The 21,440-nt window shown below is 59.6% G+C and carries 19 protein-coding genes and 3 tRNA genes; 1 reads left to right on the forward strand and 21 read right to left on the reverse strand.

Going from position 1 to position 21,440, the window contains the following annotated elements; genetic code table 11:
• Positions 1–15: 15 nt before the first annotated feature.
• The 17 genes from AC13QY_RS25160 to AC13QY_RS25240 all read right to left on the reverse strand — a co-directional run bounded on the left by AC13QY_RS25160 (position 16) and on the right by AC13QY_RS25240 (position 15,360).
• Positions 16–1,527 carry an NADH-quinone oxidoreductase subunit M gene (locus AC13QY_RS25160; RefSeq protein ID WP_488487291.1) on the reverse strand — a complete coding sequence of 504 codons (1,512 nt, stop codon included), beginning with the start codon at positions 1,525–1,527 and terminating at the stop codon, positions 16–18.
• Positions 1,527–3,521 carry an NADH-quinone oxidoreductase subunit L gene (gene nuoL, locus AC13QY_RS25165; protein ID WP_488487292.1) on the reverse strand — a complete coding sequence of 665 codons (1,995 nt, stop codon included), beginning with the start codon at positions 3,519–3,521 and terminating at the stop codon, positions 1,527–1,529. The genes AC13QY_RS25160 and nuoL overlap by 1 nt, the downstream gene beginning before the upstream one ends.
• A gap of 7 nt (positions 3,522–3,528) precedes the next feature.
• Entirely contained in the window at positions 3,529–3,837 is a 309-nt protein-coding gene (gene nuoK / locus AC13QY_RS25170; protein WP_007689961.1) for an NADH-quinone oxidoreductase subunit NuoK, read from the reverse strand.
• Between the two features lie 31 nt (positions 3,838–3,868).
• Complete coding sequence (locus tag AC13QY_RS25175; RefSeq protein ID WP_069614970.1) at positions 3,869–4,483, reverse strand: NADH-quinone oxidoreductase subunit J; 615 nt, start codon at positions 4,481–4,483, stop codon at positions 3,869–3,871.
• Positions 4,484–4,632: 149 nt separating this feature from the next.
• Positions 4,633–5,124: an NADH-quinone oxidoreductase subunit NuoI gene (nuoI, locus tag AC13QY_RS25180; protein ID WP_112511122.1), complete on the reverse strand. Its 492-nt coding sequence runs from the start codon at positions 5,122–5,124 to the stop codon at positions 4,633–4,635.
• A gap of 40 nt (positions 5,125–5,164) precedes the next feature.
• Complete coding sequence (gene nuoH / locus AC13QY_RS25185; RefSeq protein ID WP_047627053.1) at positions 5,165–6,208, reverse strand: NADH-quinone oxidoreductase subunit NuoH; 1,044 nt, start codon at positions 6,206–6,208, stop codon at positions 5,165–5,167.
• A 12-nt stretch (positions 6,209–6,220) separates the two neighbouring features.
• Positions 6,221–8,302 carry an NADH-quinone oxidoreductase subunit NuoG gene (nuoG, locus tag AC13QY_RS25190; RefSeq protein ID WP_113351573.1) on the reverse strand — a complete coding sequence of 694 codons (2,082 nt, stop codon included), beginning with the start codon at positions 8,300–8,302 and terminating at the stop codon, positions 6,221–6,223.
• Between the two features lie 242 nt (positions 8,303–8,544).
• The gene (locus tag AC13QY_RS25195) at positions 8,545–9,303 is read right to left on the reverse strand and encodes an NADH-quinone oxidoreductase subunit E (RefSeq protein ID WP_113351574.1); all 759 of its coding nucleotides are present in this window, start codon (positions 9,301–9,303) and stop codon (positions 8,545–8,547) included.
• 9 nt (positions 9,304–9,312) lie between these two features.
• Positions 9,313–10,617, reverse strand: coding sequence for an NADH-quinone oxidoreductase subunit NuoF (nuoF, locus tag AC13QY_RS25200; RefSeq protein ID WP_069614974.1), 1,305 nt, complete (start codon positions 10,615–10,617; stop codon positions 9,313–9,315).
• A gap of 10 nt (positions 10,618–10,627) precedes the next feature.
• Entirely contained in the window at positions 10,628–11,749 is a 1,122-nt protein-coding gene (locus AC13QY_RS25205) for an NADH-quinone oxidoreductase subunit E (protein ID WP_113328979.1), read from the reverse strand.
• 15 nt (positions 11,750–11,764) lie between these two features.
• Positions 11,765–12,082 (reverse strand): hypothetical protein, encoded by a 318-nt coding sequence (locus AC13QY_RS25210; protein ID WP_152096412.1) that lies wholly within the window; start codon positions 12,080–12,082, stop codon positions 11,765–11,767.
• Complete coding sequence (locus AC13QY_RS25215; protein ID WP_113328981.1) at positions 12,082–13,272, reverse strand: NADH-quinone oxidoreductase subunit D; 1,191 nt, start codon at positions 13,270–13,272, stop codon at positions 12,082–12,084. The genes AC13QY_RS25210 and AC13QY_RS25215 overlap by 1 nt, the downstream gene beginning before the upstream one ends.
• A 69-nt stretch (positions 13,273–13,341) precedes the next feature.
• Entirely contained in the window at positions 13,342–13,944 is a 603-nt protein-coding gene (locus AC13QY_RS25220) for an NADH-quinone oxidoreductase subunit C (RefSeq protein ID WP_069614978.1), read from the reverse strand.
• An 18-nt stretch (positions 13,945–13,962) separates the two neighbouring features.
• Complete coding sequence (locus tag AC13QY_RS25225) at positions 13,963–14,544, reverse strand: NuoB/complex I 20 kDa subunit family protein (RefSeq protein WP_015339504.1); 582 nt, start codon at positions 14,542–14,544, stop codon at positions 13,963–13,965.
• Positions 14,535–14,900, reverse strand: coding sequence for an NADH-quinone oxidoreductase subunit A (locus tag AC13QY_RS25230; RefSeq protein WP_028754004.1), 366 nt, complete (start codon positions 14,898–14,900; stop codon positions 14,535–14,537). The genes AC13QY_RS25225 and AC13QY_RS25230 overlap by 10 nt, the downstream gene beginning before the upstream one ends.
• A gap of 258 nt (positions 14,901–15,158) precedes the next feature.
• A tRNA-Asp gene (locus tag AC13QY_RS25235) sits at positions 15,159–15,235 on the reverse strand.
• A gap of 48 nt (positions 15,236–15,283) precedes the next feature.
• Positions 15,284–15,360, reverse strand: a tRNA-Asp gene (locus AC13QY_RS25240).
• 390 nt (positions 15,361–15,750) lie between these two features.
• Between AC13QY_RS25240 and AC13QY_RS25245 the strand changes: the two genes are divergently transcribed.
• Positions 15,751–15,826: transfer RNA gene (locus tag AC13QY_RS25245), tRNA-Val, on the forward strand.
• A 362-nt stretch (positions 15,827–16,188) separates the two neighbouring features.
• Here AC13QY_RS25245 and AC13QY_RS25250 read toward each other — a convergent pair.
• From AC13QY_RS25250 to AC13QY_RS25265, 4 genes are all read right to left on the reverse strand, one after another.
• Positions 16,189–17,484, reverse strand: coding sequence for a capsule polysaccharide biogenesis protein (locus AC13QY_RS25250; RefSeq protein ID WP_113390763.1), 1,296 nt, complete (start codon positions 17,482–17,484; stop codon positions 16,189–16,191).
• Positions 17,481–19,058: an LTA synthase family protein gene (locus AC13QY_RS25255; protein ID WP_113390770.1), complete on the reverse strand. Its 1,578-nt coding sequence runs from the start codon at positions 19,056–19,058 to the stop codon at positions 17,481–17,483. Before AC13QY_RS25255 ends, AC13QY_RS25250 begins: the two co-directional genes overlap by 4 nt.
• A 130-nt stretch (positions 19,059–19,188) precedes the next feature.
• Complete coding sequence (locus AC13QY_RS25260; RefSeq protein WP_113390762.1) at positions 19,189–20,043, reverse strand: SDR family oxidoreductase; 855 nt, start codon at positions 20,041–20,043, stop codon at positions 19,189–19,191.
• A gap of 18 nt (positions 20,044–20,061) precedes the next feature.
• Complete coding sequence (locus AC13QY_RS25265) at positions 20,062–21,420, reverse strand: aminotransferase class I/II-fold pyridoxal phosphate-dependent enzyme (RefSeq protein ID WP_246661783.1); 1,359 nt, start codon at positions 21,418–21,420, stop codon at positions 20,062–20,064.
• Between the last annotated feature and the right edge of the window lie 20 nt (positions 21,421–21,440).

Consider the following 21,440-nt stretch of genomic DNA (forward strand, 5'->3'; position numbering starts at 1 on the left):
GAATAGGTCCCGTCATCAATTCATCGACAGCGCAACATTCTGCGCAGCGTGCAGGGCAGCGGTATAATTGTTCACCAGCAGATCCACCGATGCCGCCGTGGCATCGAAGATCGGAGCCGGATAGACGCCGAAGAGGATCGTCAAAGCGATCAGCGGATAGAGGATCAGCTGTTCACGCGGCGACAAATCCAAAAGCTTCTTCAGGTTTTCCTTATCCAGCGCGCCGAAAATCACGCGGCGGTAGAGCCAGAGCGCGTAAGCCGCCGACAGGATCACACCGGTCGCGGCAAAGAGCGCAACCCACGTATTGGCGCGGAAGACGCCGATCAGGGTCAGGAATTCGCCGATGAAGCCGGAGGTGCCGGGCAGACCGACATTGGCCATGGTGAAGACCATCATGGCGACGGCATATTTCGGCATGTTGTTGACCAAGCCGCCGTAAGCCGCGATCTCGCGGGTGTGGGTGCGGTCATAGATCACGCCGACGCAGAGGAAGAGCGCCCCCGAGACGATGCCGTGCGACAGCATCTGGAAGATCGCACCCTGGACGCCCTGCTGGTTGGCCGCGAAGATACCCATCGTCACGTAGCCCATGTGGGCGACCGACGAATAGGCGATCAGTTTCTTGATGTCGTCCTGCATCATCGCCACCAGCGAGGTGTAGATGATGGCGATGACCGAGAGTGCGAAGACGAGCGGAGCGAAATATTCCGAGGCGTTCGGGAACATGCCGAGCGAGAAGCGGATGAGGCCGTAGCCGCCGAGCTTCAGGAGAACGCCTGCCAGGATGACCGAGCCTGCCGTCGGCGCCTGAACGTGTGCATCCGGAAGCCAGGTGTGAACCGGCCACATCGGCATCTTCACGGCGAAGGAGGCGAAGAAGGCGAGCCATAGCCAGGTCTGCAGCTGCGGCGGGAACTTGTAAGCGAGCAGCGTCGGGATGTCGGTCGTACCAGCCTGCCAGTACATCGCCATGATGGCGAGCAGCATCAGCACGGAGCCGAGCAGCGTGTAGAGGAAGAACTTGTAGCTGGCGTAGACGCGGTCCTTGCCGCCCCAGACGCCGATGATCAGGAACATCGGGATGAGGCCGGCTTCGAAGAAGACGTAGAACAGCACGATGTCAAGCGACACGAACACGCCGACCATCATCGTCTCGAGGACGAGGAAGGCGATCATGTAGTCCTTCAGGCGCTTTTCGACCGAGAGCCAGCTTGCCAGCACGCAGAAGGGCATCAGGAAGGTCGACAGAATGACGAACAGCATGGAGATGCCGTCGACGCCCATGTGATAGCTGATGCCACTCGTCAGCCATTCATGCTTTTCGACGAGCTGGAAGCCAGGATTGGCGTTGTCGAACCAAATCCAGATGAAGAGCGACACGATGAAAGTGACGATAGTCGTCGCCAGCGAAATGTTCAGGACATTCCGGCGGCCGTTGGCGCCGTTCTCCTGCGTGAACAGCAGAAGGAGAACGCCGACCAGCGGCAGGAAGGTGACCGTTGAAAGAATGGGCCAATCGGTCATCAGAGGGAACTCCCGAGCATCATCCAGGTAACGAGGGCCGCGATACCGAGCAGCATCGCGAAGGCATAGTGATAGAGGTAGCCGGTCTGCAGGCGCACGACGCGGTTGGTAACATCGACGACGCGGGCGGCAATGCCGTTCGGGCCGATGGTGTCGATGACCCCGATGTCGCCCTTCTTCCAGAGGAAGCGGCCAAGCGCCTTGGCGGAGCGGACGAAGAGGAAGTCATAGAGTTCGTCGAAGTACCACTTGTTCAGCAGGAACTCGTAGAGGACGCGCTGCTGCTGAGCGAGGCGGCGCGGCGTTTCCGGCGACCGGATGTAGAAGTACCAGGCGGTGACGAGGCCGAGGAGCATGGCGATGAAGGGGCTGAGCTCAACCCAGACAGGCGCATGTTCCATTTCCTCGAGGATCTTGTTGTCCGGGAGCGTGAACAGCGCATGCTTCCAGAACTCCTCGTAGGCGTGGCCGACGAAATCGGCGTTGAAATACATGCCCGCAGCAACGGCGCCGATCGCCAGCAGGTAAAGCGGGATCAGCATGACATTCGGCGATTCATGCACGTGGTGCATGACCTCGTGCGAAGCGCGCGGCTTGCCGAAGAAGGTCATGAAGATCAGGCGCCAGGAATAGAAGCTGGTAAACATCGCGGCGATGACCAGCAGCGTGAAGGCGAAGCCGGCGGCTGCGTTGTGCGAGGCGAAGGCTGCCAGGATGATCGCATCCTTCGACAGGAAGCCGGCGAAACCGATATGGGTCAGCGGAATGCCGACGCCGGTGATCGCCAGCGTGCCGATGATCATCATCCAGAAGGTCTTCTGAATATGCGGGCGCAGGCCACCCATATGGCGCATGTCCTGCTCACCGTCAACGGCGTGAATGACCGAACCGGCGCAGAGGAAGAGCAGAGCCTTGAAGAAGGCGTGGGTGAAGAGATGGAAGATCGCAGCACCGTAAGCGCCGACGCCGAGGGCTACGAACATGTAGCCGAGCTGCGAACAGGTCGAGTAAGCGATGACACGCTTGATGTCGTTCTGCACGAGGCCGACGGTCGCGGCGAAGAAGGCCGTGATCGCGCCGATGACGGTAACGAAGGTCAGCGCATCCGGCGACAGTTCGAAGATCGGCGACATGCGGGCGACGAGGAAGACGCCTGCGGTGACCATGGTTGCCGCATGGATGAGCGCCGAAACCGGCGTCGGGCCTTCCATGGCGTCCGGCAGCCAGGTGTGCAGCAGGAACTGCGCCGATTTACCCATTGCGCCCATGAAGAGCAGCAGGCAGACGGCTGTCAGTGCGTGGCCGCGATCGAGATGCATGCCGAGAAAATTGAGCACGATATCGGTCGGCTGGCCGCCCTGCCCGGAAGCGAAGCTCTGGGCATTGCCGAAAATCACATCGAAATTGATCGAGCCGAAGAGGACGAAGACGCCTGCGATGCCGAGAACGAAGCCGAAGTCGCCAACGCGGTTGACGATGAAGGCCTTCATCGCAGCGGCCGAAGCGGACGGCTTCTTGAACCAGAAGCCGATCAGCAGATAGGAGGCGAGACCGACGCCTTCCCAGCCGAAGAACATCTGGGCGAGGTTGTCGGATGTCACCAGCATCAGCATGGCGAAGGTGAAGAGCGAGAGATAGGCGAAGAAGCGCGGACGATGCGGATCGTGATGCATGTATCCGATCGAATAGACGTGAACCAGGGTCGAAACCGAGTTCACGACGATCAGCATCACCGAGGTCAATGTGTCGACGCGCAGCGCCCAGGAAACGTCGATGCCGCCGGACTGGATCCAGCGCAGGATTTCGACCTTGATCGGGCCATCAGTATGGCCAAGCGCCACCGTAAAGAAGACGATCCATGAAAGGACGGCCGCGATGATCATCAAGCCGGTGGTAACATATTCCGAAGCCTTGGCGCCGATCGCGCGGCCGAAAAGGCCGGCGATAACAGCACCAATCAGGGGAAGAAAGACGATAGCCTTATATAAGAACATAGCTTTATCAGCCCTTCATCACGTTGACGTCTTCGACCGCGATCGAGCCGCGGTTACGGTAGAAGACGACGAGAATTGCAAGACCGATTGCAGCTTCAGCCGCAGCGACGGTCAAAATGAATAGAGCGAAAACCTGGCCGACGATGTCGTTGAGGAACGACGAGAAGGCGACCATGTTGATGTTGACGGCGAGCAATATGAGTTCGACCGACATCAGGATGATGATGACATTCTTGCGGTTCAGAAAGATACCGAAGACGCCGAGCACGAAGAGGATGGCGCTGACCGTGAGGTAATGGGAAAGTCCGATGACCATGTTCTTGTTCCTTTGATCCTCGTGCCTCGCCTCAGACGCCCTGCCCCGGCTTGACCTTGACCACCTCGACGGCGGTCGCGGGCGTGCGGGCGACCTGTTGGGAAATGTTCTGGCGCTTGATGTGCGTGCGATGCTTCAGCGTCAGCACGATTGCGCCGATCATCGCGACCAGCAGAACGAGGCCAGCGATCTCGAAGAAATAAACGTAATTGGTATAGAGCACGTCGCCGAGGGCGGCGGTGTTCGTCCGCTGCGTCAGAGCCGGGATCGGCATGGCGACGGTCTTGGCAACGGTCGGCGAGATGACGCTGCCGCCGATGACGACGATCAGTTCGGCCGCCAGGATAACGCCGATCAGCGCGCCGATCGGTGCGTATTCCAGAATGCCGGCCCTGAGCTCGGAGAAGTCGATATCGAGCATCATGACGACGAAGAGGAAGAGAACCGCCACGGCGCCGACATAAACGACCAGCAGGATCATCGCCAGGAACTCAGCCCCCATCAAGAGGAAGAGGCCGGCCGCGTTGAAGAAAACCAGGATGAGGAACAGGACCGAATGGACCGGATTCCGCGCCGAGATGACCATGAACGCCGACGCCACAGCGACAAAGGCGAAGATATAGAAAAAAAGAGCCTGCAGACCCATGTTGGTGCCTTTTTCGTCTTCCCCCGGGCAGCCGGGAGTTTCCCTGCCCGATGGAGCTCGGCCGGACGACAGGTCCGACAAAACTCCGGTCTAGATTCAACCGCGACGGCGACAATCGGCCGCCCGTCGCGACATATTCAGAATTCCGCTCAGCGGTATGGCGAATCCATCGCGATGTTGCGCGCGATTTCGCGTTCCCAGCGGTCGCCATTGTCCAAAAGCCGCGCCTTGTCGAAATAGAGCTCTTCGCGGGTCTCGGTGGCGAATTCGAAGTTCGGCCCTTCGACGATGGCGTCGACCGGGCAGGCTTCCTGGCAGAAGCCGCAATAGATGCACTTCACCATGTCGATGTCGTAACGCACCGTGCGGCGGGTGCCGTCGTTGCGGCGCGGCCCGGCCTCGATGGTGATGGCCTGGGCAGGACAGATGGCTTCGCAGAGCTTGCAGGCGATGCAGCGCTCTTCGCCGTTGGGATAGCGGCGCAGCGCATGTTCGCCGCGGAAGCGCGGGCTGACCGGCCCCTTTTCGAAGGGGTAGTTGATCGTTGCCTTCTGCTTGAAGAAGTAACGCATCGACAAAAAGAATGCGCCGACAAATTCCTTGAGGAACAGCGAGCTGACGGCGTTGGAAATTCCGGCCATCTTCAACCTCCAAATCTGCTTGAAGCGAGGATCGACATCATCATGCCCATCCCGTCAGCTTCAGCACGAATGCAACGATAACGACCATGGCGAGCGACAGCGGCAGGAAAACCTTCCAGCCAAGGCGCATGAGCTGGTCATAGCGGTAGCGCGGCACGAAGGCCTTCACCATCGCGAACATGAAGAACACAAAGCACGACTTCAGCAGGAACCAGATGATGCCCGGAACCCAGTTCAGGATCCAGATATCGACCGGGGGCAGCCAACCGCCGAGGAATAGGATCGTCGTCAGCGAGCACATCAGGACGACGGCGGCATATTCGCCGAGCATGAACATCATGTAGGGCGAAGAGCCGTATTCGACCATGAAGCCGGCAACCAGCTCCGATTCCGCTTCCGGAAGGTCGAAAGGCGGACGGTTCGTTTCAGCGAGCGCCGAAATGAAGAACACGATGAACATCGGGAAGAGCGACAGCCAGTGCCAGTCGAGGAACGAGGCCGGCAGGCCGAGCTTGGTGCCGAGGCCGGTCTGCTGCGACAGCACGATATCCGTCAGGTTCAGCGAACCGACGCAGAGCAGAACGGTGACGATGACGAGACCGATCGAGACTTCATAGGACACCATCTGCGCCGCCGAACGGAGCGCGCCGAGGAACGGATACTTCGAGTTCGAAGCCCAGCCGCCCATGATGATGCCGTAAACTTCAAGCGACGAGATCGCCAGAATGTAGAGGATGCCGACGTTGATATCGGCGACGACCCAGTTCTGCGCAACAGGCACGACGGCCCAGGTCGACAGCGCCAGCACCACGGAAACCAGCGGAGCCAGCAGGAACACGGTCTTGTTGGCGCCGGCGGGGATGATCGGCTCCTTGAACATGAACTTCAGCAAGTCAGCGAAGGACTGGAACAGGCCGAAGGGGCCGACGACGTTCGGGCCGCGGCGCAGCTGGACGGCTGCCCAGATCTTGCGGTCGGCAAGCAGAATGTAGGCGATGAAGATCAGCAGGCAGACCAGGAGCAGCAGGGACTGGCCGATCATGATCAGCGCCGGCCAGAGATAGGTCGAAACGAATGAATCCATAGTCCTCTGCCCTTACTCTGCCGCAACGCGGAAATTGTTGCGGGCCAATGCCGAGCATTCGGCCATGACAGCCGACGCGCGCGTTATCGGGTTCGTCAAATAGAAGTCTTTGATCGGCGAAGCAAATGCCGATTTGCCCATCGTGTCGGCTTTTTTCGCAAGTGCGGCAATTTGGGCGCTATCGCCTTCGGCAATCTCGTCAATCCCGGCGAAATGCGGGAAGGCTGCATAGAGCTTGGCGCGCAATTCCCTCAGCGAATCAAAGGGAAGCTTCTTGCCGAGCACGTCGGAAAGAGCACGGATGATCGCCCAGTCCTCGCGGGCGTCGCCCGGTGCGAAACCGGCACGGTTGCCCATCTGGACGCGGCCTTCGGTGTTGACCCAGGTACCCGACTTTTCGGTATAGGCGGCCGCCGGAAGGATGATATCGGCGTTCTGAGCGCCGTTATCACCATGCGAGCCGATATAGACCGTGAACTTCGCGCCCTTGCGGCTGAAGTCGAGTTCATCGGCGCCCAGCAGGAAGAGGACGTCCATCGACGACAGCATGGTGGCGGCATTGACGCCCTTTGCGCCCGGCACGAAGCCGAGATCAAGGCCGCCGACGCGCGCAGCTGCCGTGTGCAGCACGGCAAAACCGTTCCAGTCTTCCTTGACGACGCCAACGGCGGCAGCGAGTTTGGCGGCATTTGCCAGAACCTCGGCACCATCTTCACGGATGAGAGCGCCCTGGCCGATGATGATCATCGGCTTCTGAGCGTTCTTCAGGACGTCGGCGAAGCTGTGCGAGCCACTGACGAGATCGGCCAGCGTGTCCGGGCCTGCGCCGAGATAATCATAGGAGTAGCGAAGATCTGCAGCTTCACCGATCACGCCGATCGGGAACTTGCCGCGGCGCCAGCGCTTGCGGATGCGCGAATTCAGCACGGCCGCTTCGAAGCGCGGATTGGCGCCCACGATCAGCAGCGCGTCAGCGGCTTCGATACCCTGGATGCTCGGGTTGAAGATGTAGCTTGCACGGCCAAGCGACGGATCTAGCGCCGTCCCGTCCTGGCGACAGTCGAGATTTTCCGATCCCAGCGACTTCAGCAGCTCGCCGAGAGCGTACATTTCCTCGACCGAAGCGAGATCGCCGGCGATTGCACCGATCTTGTCGCCGCTGGTAGCGGAAACCGCCGACTTGATGGCGGCGAAAGCGTCGCTCCAGGTCGCCGGCTGCAGGCGGCCGTCCTTGCGGACATAGGGCTTGTCGAGGCGCTGCGTCTTCAGGCCGTCCCAGATGAAGCGGGTCTTGTCGGAGATCCACTCTTCGTTGATCTGCTCGTTGACCCTCGGCAGAACGCGCATGACTTCACGGCCGCGGGTATCGACGCGGATCGCCGAGCCGAGAGCGTCCATGACGTCGATCGATTCGGTCTTGTTCAGTTCCCACGGACGAGCCGTGAATGCGAAAGGCTTGGAGGTCAGAGCGCCGACCGGGCAAAGGTCAACGACGTTGCCCTGCAGCTCGGAGGTCATCGCCTGCTCGAGATAGGTGGTGATTTCAGCATCTTCACCGCGGCCGATCAGACCAAGCTCGGAGATACCGGCAACTTCCGTCGTGAAGCGGACGCAACGCGTGCAGTGAATGCAGCGGTTCATCACGGTCTTGACGAGCGGGCCGATATACTTGTCTTCGACCGCGCGCTTGTCTTCCTGATAGCGCGAGGAGTCGATACCGAAGGCCATGGCCTGGTCCTGCAGGTCGCATTCGCCGCCCTGGTCGCAGATCGGGCAATCCAGTGGGTGGTTGATCAGCAGGAATTCCATCACGCCTTCGCGGGCCTTCTTGACCATCGGCGTGTTGGTGAAGACTTCCGGAAGCTCGCCGTTCGGGCCACCGCGAATATCGCGCACGCCCATGGCGCAGGATGCCTGCGGCTTCGGCGGGCCACCCTTCACCTCGACGAGGCACATGCGGCAATTGCCGGCCACCGACAGTCGTTCATGGAAGCAGAAGCGCGGGACTTCGGCGCCGGCTTCCTCGCACGCCTGGATAAGCGTGTAGTGATCCGGAACTTCGATCTCTTTACCGTCAATCTTCAGTTTAGCCATCGTCCACTCAGTCCTATGTCACGTCTCCAGCCCAACCTGGCCGCAGACAATTTCATGATCGCAAACCGGGTTGCCATCGGGGCGGCTGAAACGCCTGATAGCACCGGCTTGCTCACAATAAGCTTTGCTGAATCTTGTCCCCGCAAGACCAGCTTTGCGACCGAAACATTGCAGACATCTCCGCAATGATCTCACCCGCGTTCATTCACCCTCCCCGGCGGCGATCCAGCCGAGGAAAAATCTCAGCTCCGGCCCTTCGGCAGCAGCGCCTTCGCCTGGCCAACCCAGTCGTCGCGCCGGATGCGGCCGTCGAAGCCAAGCTCCGTGTCGATCCGCTCGATATCTGCATCGCTCCAGGCGGCAATATCGGCAAATCGCTTGATGCCACGTCCGTTCAGCACCTGCTCCAGCTTCGGACCGACACCGGAAATCCGCTTCAGGTCGTCAGCTTTCTCGGCTGCCTTGCGGCCGCGCGCGGGAGCCGCCTTTGCGGCAACCGGTGAAGCGGCTTCAGCCTTCGCCGTCTTCTTTGCAGTTGTCGTCGCGGCCTTGGGCGCGGGAACTACAGGCTTCGGCTCAGCCTTCTTTAAGCCAACCGCCTTCTGCCTGGCAGCAGCCGGCTTCGGTGCGACTGGCTTCGGCGCAGCCGTCTTGACAACGGGCGCTGCCTTTACAGGCTTTGCGTCCCCTGCCCCGCCATTCGCAGCAGTCGGCTTCGCAGCGGCTTCAGCCTGGTGCTTTTCGTCTTCCAGGGCTTCGGCCAATTTGGTGGTCGCTTCAACGGCACCCTGGAAAGCGCCAAGAAATGCGCCGGCCAGTTGCGAGGTAAAGCCGAAACCGATTGCGGTCGCAGCGGCAATGGCCGCGGCCGGATGGGCCATCAGCGGATGGATCGGCATGATCGGCTCATTCCCAAATATATCGGCAGCGGCGCGGCCGAGATCGGCCGATGCACGATCGGTCGCTCCGCTGTCCTGCCTGATATCGTTGGTCTTCGCCATCTTCGATCCTTATTCGGCTGCTTCCAGAACCGCGCCGTGGCTCGTCGCGTTGGCGGTGTACTGGTCGATGCGCTTTTCGATCTCGGGACGAAAATTGCGGATCAGGCCCTGAACCGGCCATGCGGCTGCGTCACCGAGCGCACAGATGGTATGACCTTCGATCTGTTTCGTCACCTGGAACAGCATGTCGATCTCACGCTTCTGGGCGTTGCCGCGAGCCATACGCTCAAGAACGCGCCACATCCAGCCCGTACCTTCGCGGCACGGCGTGCACTGGCCGCAGCTTTCATGCTTGAAGAAGGCCGAGATGCGGGCAATCGCCTTGATGATGTCGGTCGACTTGTCCATGACAATCGCCGCGGCCGTGCCAAAGGACGACTTAACTTCGCGCAGGCCGTCGAAATCCATCGGGCAGTCGATAATATCGGCAGCCGGAACGACCGGGCACGATGCGCCGCCGGGGATGACGGCAAGCAGGTTGTCCCAGCCGCCACGGACGCCGCCTGCATGCTTGTCTACCAGCTCGCGGAAGGTGATGCCCATGGTTTCTTCGACCGTGCAGGGACGGTTGACGTGGCCCGAGATCATGAAAAGCTTCGTGCCGACATTGTTGGGGCGGCCGAAGGAGGAGAACCAGCCGGCGCCGCGGCGCAGGATCGTCGGTGCTACGGCGATCGACTCGACATTGTTGACCGTCGTGGGGCAACCGTAGAGACCCATATTGGCCGGGAATGGCGGCTTCAGGCGCGGCTGGCCCTTCTTGCCTTCCAGGCTTTCCAGCAGCGCGGTTTCCTCGCCACAGATGTAAGCGCCGGCGCCGTGATGAACGAAAACATCAAAATCCCAGCCGAGCTTGTTGTTTTTGCCCAGCAATCCGGCATCGTAGCACTCGTCGATGGCAGCCTGCAGAGCTTCGCGCTCGCGCATGTATTCGCCGCGCACATAGATATAGGCAGTATTCGCGCCCATGGCGAAGCCGGCGATGACGCAGCCTTCGATCAGCGTATGCGGATCGTGGCGCATGATGTCACGGTCCTTGCAGGTGCCAGGTTCGGACTCGTCGGCGTTAACGACGAGATAATGCGGGCGCCCGTCGCTTTCCTTCGGCATGAAGGACCACTTGAGACCTGTCGGGAAGCCTGCACCCCCGCGGCCGCGAAGGCCGGAAGCCTTCATCTCGTTGATGATCCAGTCACGGCCTTTTTCGAGGATTTGCTTCGTGCCGTCCCAATGGCCGCGCGACATCGCGCCCTTCAGGGATTTGTCCTTAAGGCCGTAGATATTGGTAAAGATGCGATCCTGATCCTGTAACATGCTTCACCTCTTACCGCGGCTTCTTGCCGAAGACCTTGATATATTCCGCTTCGCCACCCTTAGCGAGTGCCTCAGCCTGCCTGACCCAGTCGTCGCGCTCGATCCGGCCCTTGAAATTCAGATAGCCGTCGACCCAATGACGCTCGGCCTCATTCCAACTGGCAATCTGCGTGAAGGTGAAGATACCGAGCTCATGCAAGGTCCCTTCGATCTTCGGGCCAACGCCTGAAATGAGCTGCAGATTGTCCGGCTGCGCGGGTCTTTCGACACCGGCGGGACGATTTTTGTCGTCGAGCGACGGCTTTCCGGCAGCGGGTTCCGCGGCTGCAGTGCCCGAAAGCGGCTGCGTTTCGGCCGCTTTGGCATTCTTGGCTGCTTCCTTCGGCGCCGTCGCCGGCGTCTTCAGGCTGGGATTGGTTTCGGCATCCGTGCTTTTTGCACGGCCGGCTTCCGACGGCGGGATCGATACGGCGTCAGCAGTGGCCTTGGCCGTCTTGCTTGCGACACTCTTTGCCTTCGCCTCATCCGAAAGCAGCGACGTCAAGCCGCCTTCCGGAGCGGAGAAAACGCGATCGATCTGCGGGCCGGTCTGAATCTCATGGCCCTTGCCTGCGGCGAATGCATCGATGATTTCTTCGAGACGTGCCGGCGTCAGATCCTCATAGGTATCCTTGCCGATCACCACCATCGGTGCGTTGACGCAGGCGCCCTGACATTCGACCTCTTCCCACGAGAGCGTGCCGTCGGCATTGCGCTCGAAAGCGTGATCGTTGATCCGGCTCTTGCAGACCTTGATCAGCCCCTCGGCGCCGCGCAGCATGCAGGGCGTGGTGCCGCAGACCTGAACGTGGGCGCGCGTACCGACCGGGTGCAGCTGGAACTGCGTATAAAAAGTCGCGACTTCGAGCGCGCGGATATAGGCCATGTCGAGCATGTCGGCGATCGTTTCGATAGCCGCCTTGGTGACCCAGCCTTCCTGCTCCTGCGCACGCATCATCAGCGGGATGATCGCGGATTGCTGACGACCATCAGGATATTTCTGAATCGTCTTTTCAGCCCAGACCGCATTCTCCGCATTGAAAGCGAAGGCGGCAGGCTGGAATTGATCTTCGGCTAGTCGACGAACGGACATCTTTCACGCCTTATCTCAGTTTAAGGACCCACACCGCGTATTCGTCAGAGACGAGAATTCGCAGGCATAGGCCGACTGGTCTTTCTGCATAAACACAACAAACTTACCGCCATTCGGCACAGCGGCCTTGATCTCGTAACCGCGGGAAAGGAGGTCACCCATGGTCGAATCTCCGCTCGACGTAACCTCGCTTCCACTTTTCGCAGAATTCGAATTGATCGAATTCGAATTCTGCAGGTTGATGCTCGGCAGGCCCTGCGTCTTGCCGGTCTGCTGTGCCGAAGCACCGCAGGCGACGAGAAGCGCTGGAATGAAGACCTGCCAGGCTCGCATCAACGATCCACCTCACCGAATACGATATCGAGCGAGCCGAGCACGGCCGCGACGTCGGCGAGCTGGTGGCCGCGGCACATGAAGTCCATGGCCTGCAGATGCGCATAGCCCGGCGCACGGATCTTGCAGCGATACGGCTTGTTGGAACCGTCCGAGACGAGATAGACGCCGAATTCGCCCTTCGGCGCTTCGACAGCCGCATAAACCTCGCCGGCGGGCACGTGATAGCCTTCGGTGTAAAGCTTGAAGTGGTGGATCAGCGCTTCCATCGAGCGCTTCATCTCGCCGCGCTTCGGCGGAACGACCTTACCATCGAGCGACGAAACCGGTCCGGTCTTGGCATCACCCAGCAGGCGATTGACACACTGCTTCATGATGCGGACGGCTTCGCGCATTTCGATCATGCGGATGAGGTAACGGTCGTAGCAGTCGCCGTTCTTGCCGATCGGAATGTCGAATTCGAGATCGGCGTAGCATTCGTAAGGCTGTGCCTTGCGCAAGTCCCAAGCAGCACCCGAGCCGCGGACCATGACGCCGGAGAAGCCCCAGGCCCAACAGTCTTCCAGCGAGACTACGCCGATATCGACGTTACGCTGCTTGAAGATACGGTTACCGGTCAGGAGATCGTCGATATCGTCGAGCGCCTTCAGGAAGGGATCGCACCAGTCGCCAATATCCTGCACGAGCTTTTCGGGAAGATCCTGGTGAACGCCACCCGGACGGACGTACGCTGCGTGCATGCGCGAGCCGGAGGCACGCTCATAGAACACCATCAGCTTTTCGCGCTCTTCGAAGCCCCAGAGCGGCGGCGTCAGCGCGCCGACGTCCATGGCTTGCGTCGTGACGTTGAGGAGATGCGACAGGATACGGCCGATTTCCGAATAGAGCACGCGGATCAGCTGACCGCGGATCGGAATATCGATGCCGAGCAGCTTTTCGACGGCCAGCGCATAGGCGTGTTCCTGGTTCATCGGCGCCACGTAGTCGAGGCGGTCGAAATAAGGAACAGCCTGAAGATAGGTCTTCGATTCGATCAGCTTTTCAGTGCCGCGATGCAGCAGGCCGATATGCGGATCGACGCGTTCCACAATTTCGCCGTCCAGTTCGAGGACAAGACGCAAAACGCCGTGCGCAGCCGGGTGCTGCGGGCCGAAATTGATGTTGAAGTTGCGAACGTTATGTTCTGTCATGGCGGCGATGCTCGCGTTTTCAGAATGTCAGAGGATGGCAGGCTGGAAAGCCCGCCACACGCCATCAAATTATGCCTTCGCCTTCTCGTCGCCGGGCAGCACATAATCGGTGCCCTCCCATGGAGACAAAAAGTCGAAGTTGCGGAATTCCTGCTTCAGCTCTACCGGCTCGTAGACAACGCGCTTGGCGGCGTCGTCATAACGAACCTCGACGAAACCGGTCGTCGGGAAGTCCTTGCGCAGCGGATGGCCTTCGAAACCATAATCCGTCAGCAGGCGGCGCAGATCCGGGTGGCCGGTGAAGAGAACGCCGTACATGTCCCAGGTTTCACGCTCGAACCAATCGGCACCGGGATAGACGCCGCAAGCGGAGGGAACGGGCTGATCTTCGCCGACGGGAACCTTGACGCGAATGCGCAGGTTCTTCTTGGGCGACAGCAGATGGTATACCACGTCAAAACGCTCGGCGCGCTGCGGCCAGTCGACGCCGCAAATATCCGTCATGTTGACGAAACCGCACTTGGCGTCGTCACGCAGAAAGGTCAGCAGGGCGATAACGTTTTCGGTCGTCGTCGTCACGTTCAGCTCGCCGTACTTGATCTCGCTCGAGGAAATCAGGGCGCTGCGAACTTCCGTGAGGTAGGCGGCGAGTTCGTTCAGGGCTTCACTCATAGTACCTTGTCCCCTGCCTTACCGTTCGATCGTGCCAGTGCGCCGGATCTTCTTCTGCAGCAGAAGCACGCCGTAAAGCAGTGCCTCCGCCGTGGGAGGACAGCCCGGAATATAGATGTCGATCGGAACGACACGGTCGCATCCGCGAACGACGGAATAGGAATAGTGATAGTAGCCGCCGCCGTTGGCGCAGGAACCCATCGAAATGACGTAACGCGGCTCAGGCATCTGGTCATAAACCTTGCGAAGCGCGGGCGCCATCTTGTTGGTGAGCGTGCCGGCGACGATCATGACGTCGGACTGGCGCGGCGACGCGCGCGGCGCAAAACCGAAGCGCTCCACGTCATAACGCGGCATGGAAACCTGCATCATCTCGACAGCGCAGCAGGCAAGTCCGAAAGTCATCCACATCAAGGAACCGGTACGGGCCCAGTTGATCAGCTCATCGGTGGAGGTGACCAGAAAACCCTTGTCGGCGAGCTCGTTGTTGATTTCGCCGAAGAACGGATCGTTGCTGCCGACCGGCCGGCCGGTTGCGGGATCGATGATCCCCTTCGGCTGTGGCGCCACGAGCGTCGTGTTGCTTGGGGCTACTCCCATTCCAGGGCTCCCTTCTTCCATTCATAGATAAAGCCGATGGTCAGCACCGCGAGGAACACCATCATCGACCAGAACCCGAACCAGCCGATGGCGCCGAAGGATACGGCCCACGGGAAAAGGAAGGCGACTTCCAGATCGAAGATGATGAAGAGAATCGATACGAGATAGAAGCGGATATCGAACTTCATGCGGGCGTCATCGAATGCATTGAAGCCGCATTCGTAAGCCGACAGCTTTTCCGAGTCGGGCGCCTTGAAGGCGACGGCGAACGGCGTGATCAACAGCGCCAGGCCGATTACCACGGCAATACCAATGAAAATCGCTATCGGAATATAGGAACTGAGCAGTCCAGTCATCATGTCCATCCCTGCTTGCGATCAGCGCCGGGGCGGCGCATCTGAGCAAATGCCCAGCAAGCGAAAGAGCGTTGCAACAGAGCCGTGGTTAGCGCAGGCGGAGCGCGCGCGCAAGCCTTTTGAATCTGTCTGTTAGGGTACTATCGAGCGGTAGATATCAATGTGTTGCGACGGCAACGCGACAAATCAGCGCTGGCGCGAAAAGGCTTCTTCGCAATCGCAATAAATTGATGTTTGATTGTAATGGCTTGGAGAGAATGGCGCGAGTGACGGGGCTCGAACCCGCGACCTCCGGCGTGACAGGCCGGCACTCTAACCGACTGAGCTACACCCGCGCATTGTTTGGCCTTTCAGCCGGTGCAGATCCGAAATTTGCCTTGAAATGGCGCGAGTGACGGGGCTCGAACCCGCGACCTCCGGCGTGACAGGCCGGCACTCTAACCGACTGAGCTACACCCGCATTTCATTTCAAGCATTCCAGATGCTTCCGCACCCATCAAAGCGGCCCTCGCCGTTCGATGAGCGGCTAACTACGGGGTTCGTGTTTGGGTGTCAAGCAGGTTTGAATACAAATCGATGACAGAGTGCGAATTGTTTTGGACAAGCTCGCCCGCAACTTTCCGTTCCGGCGATTTAACATGGCAGGTTCCCGCCCCACGCATTTCATTCGCGCCTGATATGCACAGGAGCAATCCAGCAAGCCTCACATCTGCTCATGTGGATGACGACGGCCGGAGAGTGTAAAATTCAAAAAAATCAAAAAATCTTCACAAACACTCTTGCGGTTTGTCGCCGTTCCGCATAGATCACGGCCACCGAACGCGGCGGGCCAACGACCCGCTTCGCAGAAGGGCGATTAGCTCAGTTGGTAGAGCGCCTCGTTTACACCGAGGATGTCGGGAGTTCGAGTCTCTCATCGCCCACCATTCTCCACATATTTGATTGTTAGTTTGAATGATCGGCGGTTGTAGGCAGCAATCACGATGAGCGCCTTTGTCCGCCCGACACCTGTGGCTCAGTAGTTGCCGAGAATGATGACGGCCAGAAGCACGACGGAAACAAGCACAAGGGCTGCTATGATAACAAGCAGCTCCTTCAACATGAATCGTTCCATCTTGCTGTCATCCATGGCGTTTGCTCCCGGCAAACCGTTATCCACATTCATTCCCAGTGTCGAATCGCTGCGCTGAGTTCTATATCAGTCCACATGTAAGTGGCCTCGTTGTCAATTTCAGCCTGAAGACCCTCGCAGGGGCAACTATTCCTCTTCCATCCCATTGCACCTTCATTACGGCACATGAAATTTTATCGGCCGCTGCCTTGGCGGCGGCTCGATGTAGGCATCCGGCAGGTTGACCGTCCGCGACAGCAGTCTCCCCGCGATCTGCGCGGCGGCGGCGCGCGCGCCCTCGCGCGAGCAAAAGTTGCCGCGTACCTGTACCGTCGCGGCCAGCAGGCGAAAAAATGCGCTGCATAGCTCCGGCGACGGCGGGATCGGCTCCCACCAGAATCGATCCAGGCTACCTTGATCGCTCAAACCATCGATATCGTAGATCGCCGCTCCCAGCGCTTTGACCGGCTTCCCAACCTGCAGCGCGGAAAGCGCCGCCGTCGAGTTGACCGTCACCATGCCCTGGCTGGCGGCAATCAACCGATCGAGATTGCCACCATCGATCAGATGAATGCGCGCCGACAATCCGCATGAGGCGCCGATGCGGTCGACATAGGCGCGCCAATCCACCAGCCCGTGATCGAGCGGATGCAGCTTGAGGACGAGATGCGCGTCGGATGCCGCATTCTTCGCGAAGGAACGAAGAATCAACCGGATAGCATCCTGCTGCTGATGGAAGGGCGAGTGCGCTCGCAACTGAAAATCGGTCTGAAGCTGCAGCGGATAGACGAAGAAGCGCTTGCCGGCGGCAATCAGATCCTTGATCACACCCTCTGCCTCTCGCGCCCTCCTGCCCCTGAAAGAAAGTTTCCTCAGCCAGCCGGCGTATTCCATTAGAGGATGGTAGAGCCCGTGCCGCCGATAGCCTGGATAGAGGAACCACAGAAAGACGGTCGGGAGATAATAGGCGAGATCGTAAAGGGCTTCCGCCAGGAAAGTTTGATTGTAGCGGCGTTTCCAATCCGGCTCCGGCAGCTTGGACGCTGCTTTCAATATATGGGCAGGATCGGCCGGAAAGTGCGAATTGGAGGAGAGGCCATCTCGCTCGAGCGTCACCCAGTCAGGCCGCAAATATCCCATCTCGACGACATTGACGGTGACGCCGGCACGCCGCGCCTCCTCGATGGCAACCTTATGGTAGGGGCGCTCCTCGCCGTGCAGGATCAGGTCGGTGACGTTCTCGGCCTCGAATCGCTGCCTGACATAGGCGCGCCATCCGGCAAAATCGCCGCGATAATTGGAAGCGCCGCGGCAGCGCCAAGAAATCCAATCCCCGGCATTCAAGTTGATGCGGATGCAGCGGCCGCCAGCCTTTTCCAATATCCTGGCAGTCTCGACGAACAAAGGCGAGGATGGGCCCTGCAGGAAGAGGAAGACGCGCGGGCGCGTGACCCCTTCCCCACTGGGCATCATTCCGCGACCTCGGTGGCAAGTCCGGCATAGTGCAGCAATGTGCCGATCAGATTCCAGGGCGCCTCTTCCTGCGATGGCTGCGGCCTTTGCGAATGGGCGCGCGCGCGGCCTAACGGAACGATGACGTAATCGGTGCGCGGATCGGGGAAAGGATCGGCAAAGGCTTTCAGCAAGGGCGCATGATCACCATAGAAGAGCAGCCAGACCGGGCGATCCAGCCTGTCGAGGTGATGGGCGAGATTGCCGAGTGCATGATCGGCGCGCATCAGGAGCTCGCCATAGATATCCACCGGATTGACGAGGTCGCCGCAGCGGCCCGGCTCCCAGGGGCCATGGTTCGCCATGGATGCGACAAAGAGGAAATTCTTGCCCACGCCATCGTCGTCGATCGTCCGAATCACACTCTTGGTCAGCGAGAGATCGCTGACATAGGGTCCATCGCGTTCCGGATTGTGATCAAACTCGTCCAGCATCATCATCCGGTCGAAGCCGAGCTGCGGCAATGCCTTGTGGCGAAGGAAGAATGTCTTGTCGTAGGGATGGATGAACTGCGTCTTCCAGCCCGCCTTCTTCAGCCGCGCCGGCCAGACCACATCCTTATAGTGGCTGGCGCGCAGATAGGGGTAGCTGGCATCGATATGCACATTTTCGGGCAGTAGCCCGCTCAGGACGGCAAATTCGGTTCGCAGCGTATAACCACCCTCGAAGACGCTGGTCATGCGGCCCCATTGCGCGGCCTGCTCACGCAGGCGGTCGAGATTGGGAAGCTTGATATTGTCGACGCCAAAATGTCTGAGGTCGATGAAGGATTCGGATTGCCAGACGACGATGAGCGGTTCGTCTTCACCATGGTCCCAAAGCTCCTGAAGCGCCGACATGAAGCGCCCGGACAATTCCGAGACGATCGCCTCGCGCCGGACACCAACCCAGATGACGAAATGAAAGACGACGGAAGCGAATGTGCCAAACCGCACTGTATCGATCTTCACATCAACCCTGCCGAGAAACTTCTGTGTGAAACGGCAGACCGGTTCGCTGACGACCCTGCTGAACAGCGCGAGCCATGGCGCGAAGGCGACCACCAACATCAACAGGACCCACAGCAATTGGTTCGACGAAGGCAAAACCGACGGCTCGAGATACATGTAGAGGCCGCTGAGGCCGAAAACATAAGCGAAGGCGATGATCCAGAAGACGATGTTCAGCGAAGTCGCGTAGAAGATCTCCTTGTATTTGAAGACATCTACGACGAGCGCGATGTCCGAAAAAACCAGAGGCTCACGGATAAACTCGAACTTCGCCCTCGATATGCCCGTGAAGATGACGAAGAAGCTGATGACAGCCTGCGTGCTGTAGAGCGGGCGCCACGAAATGGCGAAGAAGGCGACATAGATCAATATGATAACCGGAATCCTCGCCGCCCAGTCGCAGGCTACCCGCCGCCAGCTTCTTTTCGGGCGATTCTCGGCGGTGACGGCAGCCGGCATTGCGAAAGGATCAGTCAGCAGGACGATGACGCAGGAAAACGCGAAGCAGGCGAGCGTCAAAAGAACTGGAAAATCATGAAGCTTCAAGATTGCGCCATCCAAATGCCCGCCGCCTCTATGACATTCTCATATCCGCGAGGAACGGGCCGCCAATTCCCTGACTTACCTTCTCTTGCACGTGTTTCACCGACAGCGCAACACCGGTAGTTGTTTCGTATTACTTATCACTATCAAAGCGTTGCTCGGCGGTATCGGCAAGACCGCGCGCCCCCTCCCCACCAAATATTTTTCGCGTCGTGCGCGAAAACCACCATAGCAGCGGCGGTTTTATCAATGGTCCGAAAAATGCAAGCGCCGTCAGCGAAAATCCGAAATGGATTCTCTGCTTGCCACGATCCAGCCCGTGGACGATTTTTGCCGCGACCGCCTCCGCGCTCCACGGTTTGACGGCCCCCATCACCACCTCCGCCTCGCGAGGCCTGAGCGAGATTTCCCGGCGATATTGCGGCGTCATCGTATCGGGCGGAAAGCAGATCGAAATCTTTACGCCCGAAGCACCAGCCTCGGCACTCAAAGCTTCGGCAAAACCCTCCAACGCAGATTTGGATGCGCAATAGGCGGTGTAGCCGAAGATACCGATCAAGGCAGCGCCCGAAGAGATCATCATGATCCGGCCGCCGCGCCGGCTCTTCATGCCTTTATAAACAGCGCGAACCGCATTGGCCGTCCCGACGACATTGATGGATATCTGCTCATCGAAAACCGATGCCGGCATTGCATCGAAGGCGCGAGGCTCGACGATGCCCGCAGAAGTTATGAGGATATCACACGGACCAAGGGACGCCTCGCAAAGCTTTACCGCCTCCGCAGTCTGTTCGGCCGAGGCCACATCAGCGGAAGCCGCCCGGATGAAGGCGCCGTCGACGCCGGGAAGCGCTGCGATTTCGGCGCGCGCCGCTTCGAGCCGCCCCACATCGCGGGCAAGAAGCGAAACTCGAGCGCCCCTGGCCGCATAAAGCTTCGCTACCGCCAGACCAATTCCGCTTGAACCTCCCGTGACGATAACGTGCATGAGACGACCGCCCCGAACTTATGAGCCGCCTGGAGCCTGAGCCAGGGGCAGCAGCTGCATCATCTTGTCCATATCCAGCGAGGCAAGACCGAAATTGCGGTCCTCCAAACTCTTGAGTTTTTCGGCCGTGAGCGCGACCGCCCGCCGGATCTGTTCCTCGGTGTGATTGCAGGTGATAAAGAAGCGCAGCCGCGCCATGCCTTCCGGCACCGCCGGATGAATGATAGGCAGCACATTGATGCCTTCGGCGAGCAGGTCATTCGAAAGCTGCGCCGCACGAAGCGAATCGCCGACGATCACGGGCACCACCGAATGGCCCATGCTGAGGCCGGTATCGAGACCCGCCGCCTCTGCTTCTTCGAGAAAAAGATGGCCGTTACGCCTGAGGCGTTCGGTTCGCTCCGGTTCGGATTTGAGGATATCGAGGCCAGCAATGGCGGCGGCGGCGAGAACCGGTGAGAGACCGACGCTGTAAACGAAACCGCCGGCTTCCGCTTTTAGAATATCGGCAAGTGCGCTGCTGCCGGCAATATAGCCGCCACAGCTGGAGGTCGTCTTCGACAGCGTGCCCATCCAGATATCGACATCACGCGGATCGAGATCGAAATGCTCGAACGTGCCGCGGCCCGTCTTGCCAAGAATGCCAAGCGCATGCGCTTCGTCGACCATCAGCCAAAAACCGTAGCGCGCCCTCAATTCCAGCAGGGCCGGGAGATCGGCGATATCGCCATCCATCGAATAGATGCCTTCGACGATAACGAGGATGCGCCGAAAATCCGATGAGAGCGTCTTCAGGATATTTTCGAGATTCTCGACATCATTATGCTGAAACAGCCGGCGTGCCGCGCCGGAAAGCTTGATGCCGGCAAGCGCACTGTTATGAATGAATTCGTCGTGGATCACGAGATCCTGCGGCCCCATCAGGCAGCCGATTGCGGCAACATTGGTCAGGTAGCCGCTGACGAAGCAGACGGCGGCATCGACGCCATAGACTGCGGCGAGCCTGCGCTCGAGCTCGACGTGACCAGGTCGCTCTCCTGCCACGAGGCGACTTGCCGACGCCGAAATTCCGAAGCGGTCGATCGCTTCTTTCGCACGTGCGGCGACATGCGGATCGGTATTGGTCGCCAGATAGTCATAAGAAGCAAAATTGACGAACTCGCGCCCGCCGATGCGCGTCGTCGCGCCCGCAGCGGCATCATGCGATCGGTAGAAGGGATTGGCAACGCCAAGCAACTCCCCCGCAATGCGCTGCGTTGCGACGCGCTTGTATTCCGGCAGATCCTCGAAGCGCGTCACCTGGCGCGGCTGTGCCTGCGGTTGCCGGTTCAGCCGTTCGGTCCGATTGCGGCCGGAGGATTCGCCAACTCGGCGCATCTGTTCGAGCAGCTTGCTCT

The sequence above is a fragment of the Martinezella sp. CNPSo 3795 genome (assembly GCF_057784475.1).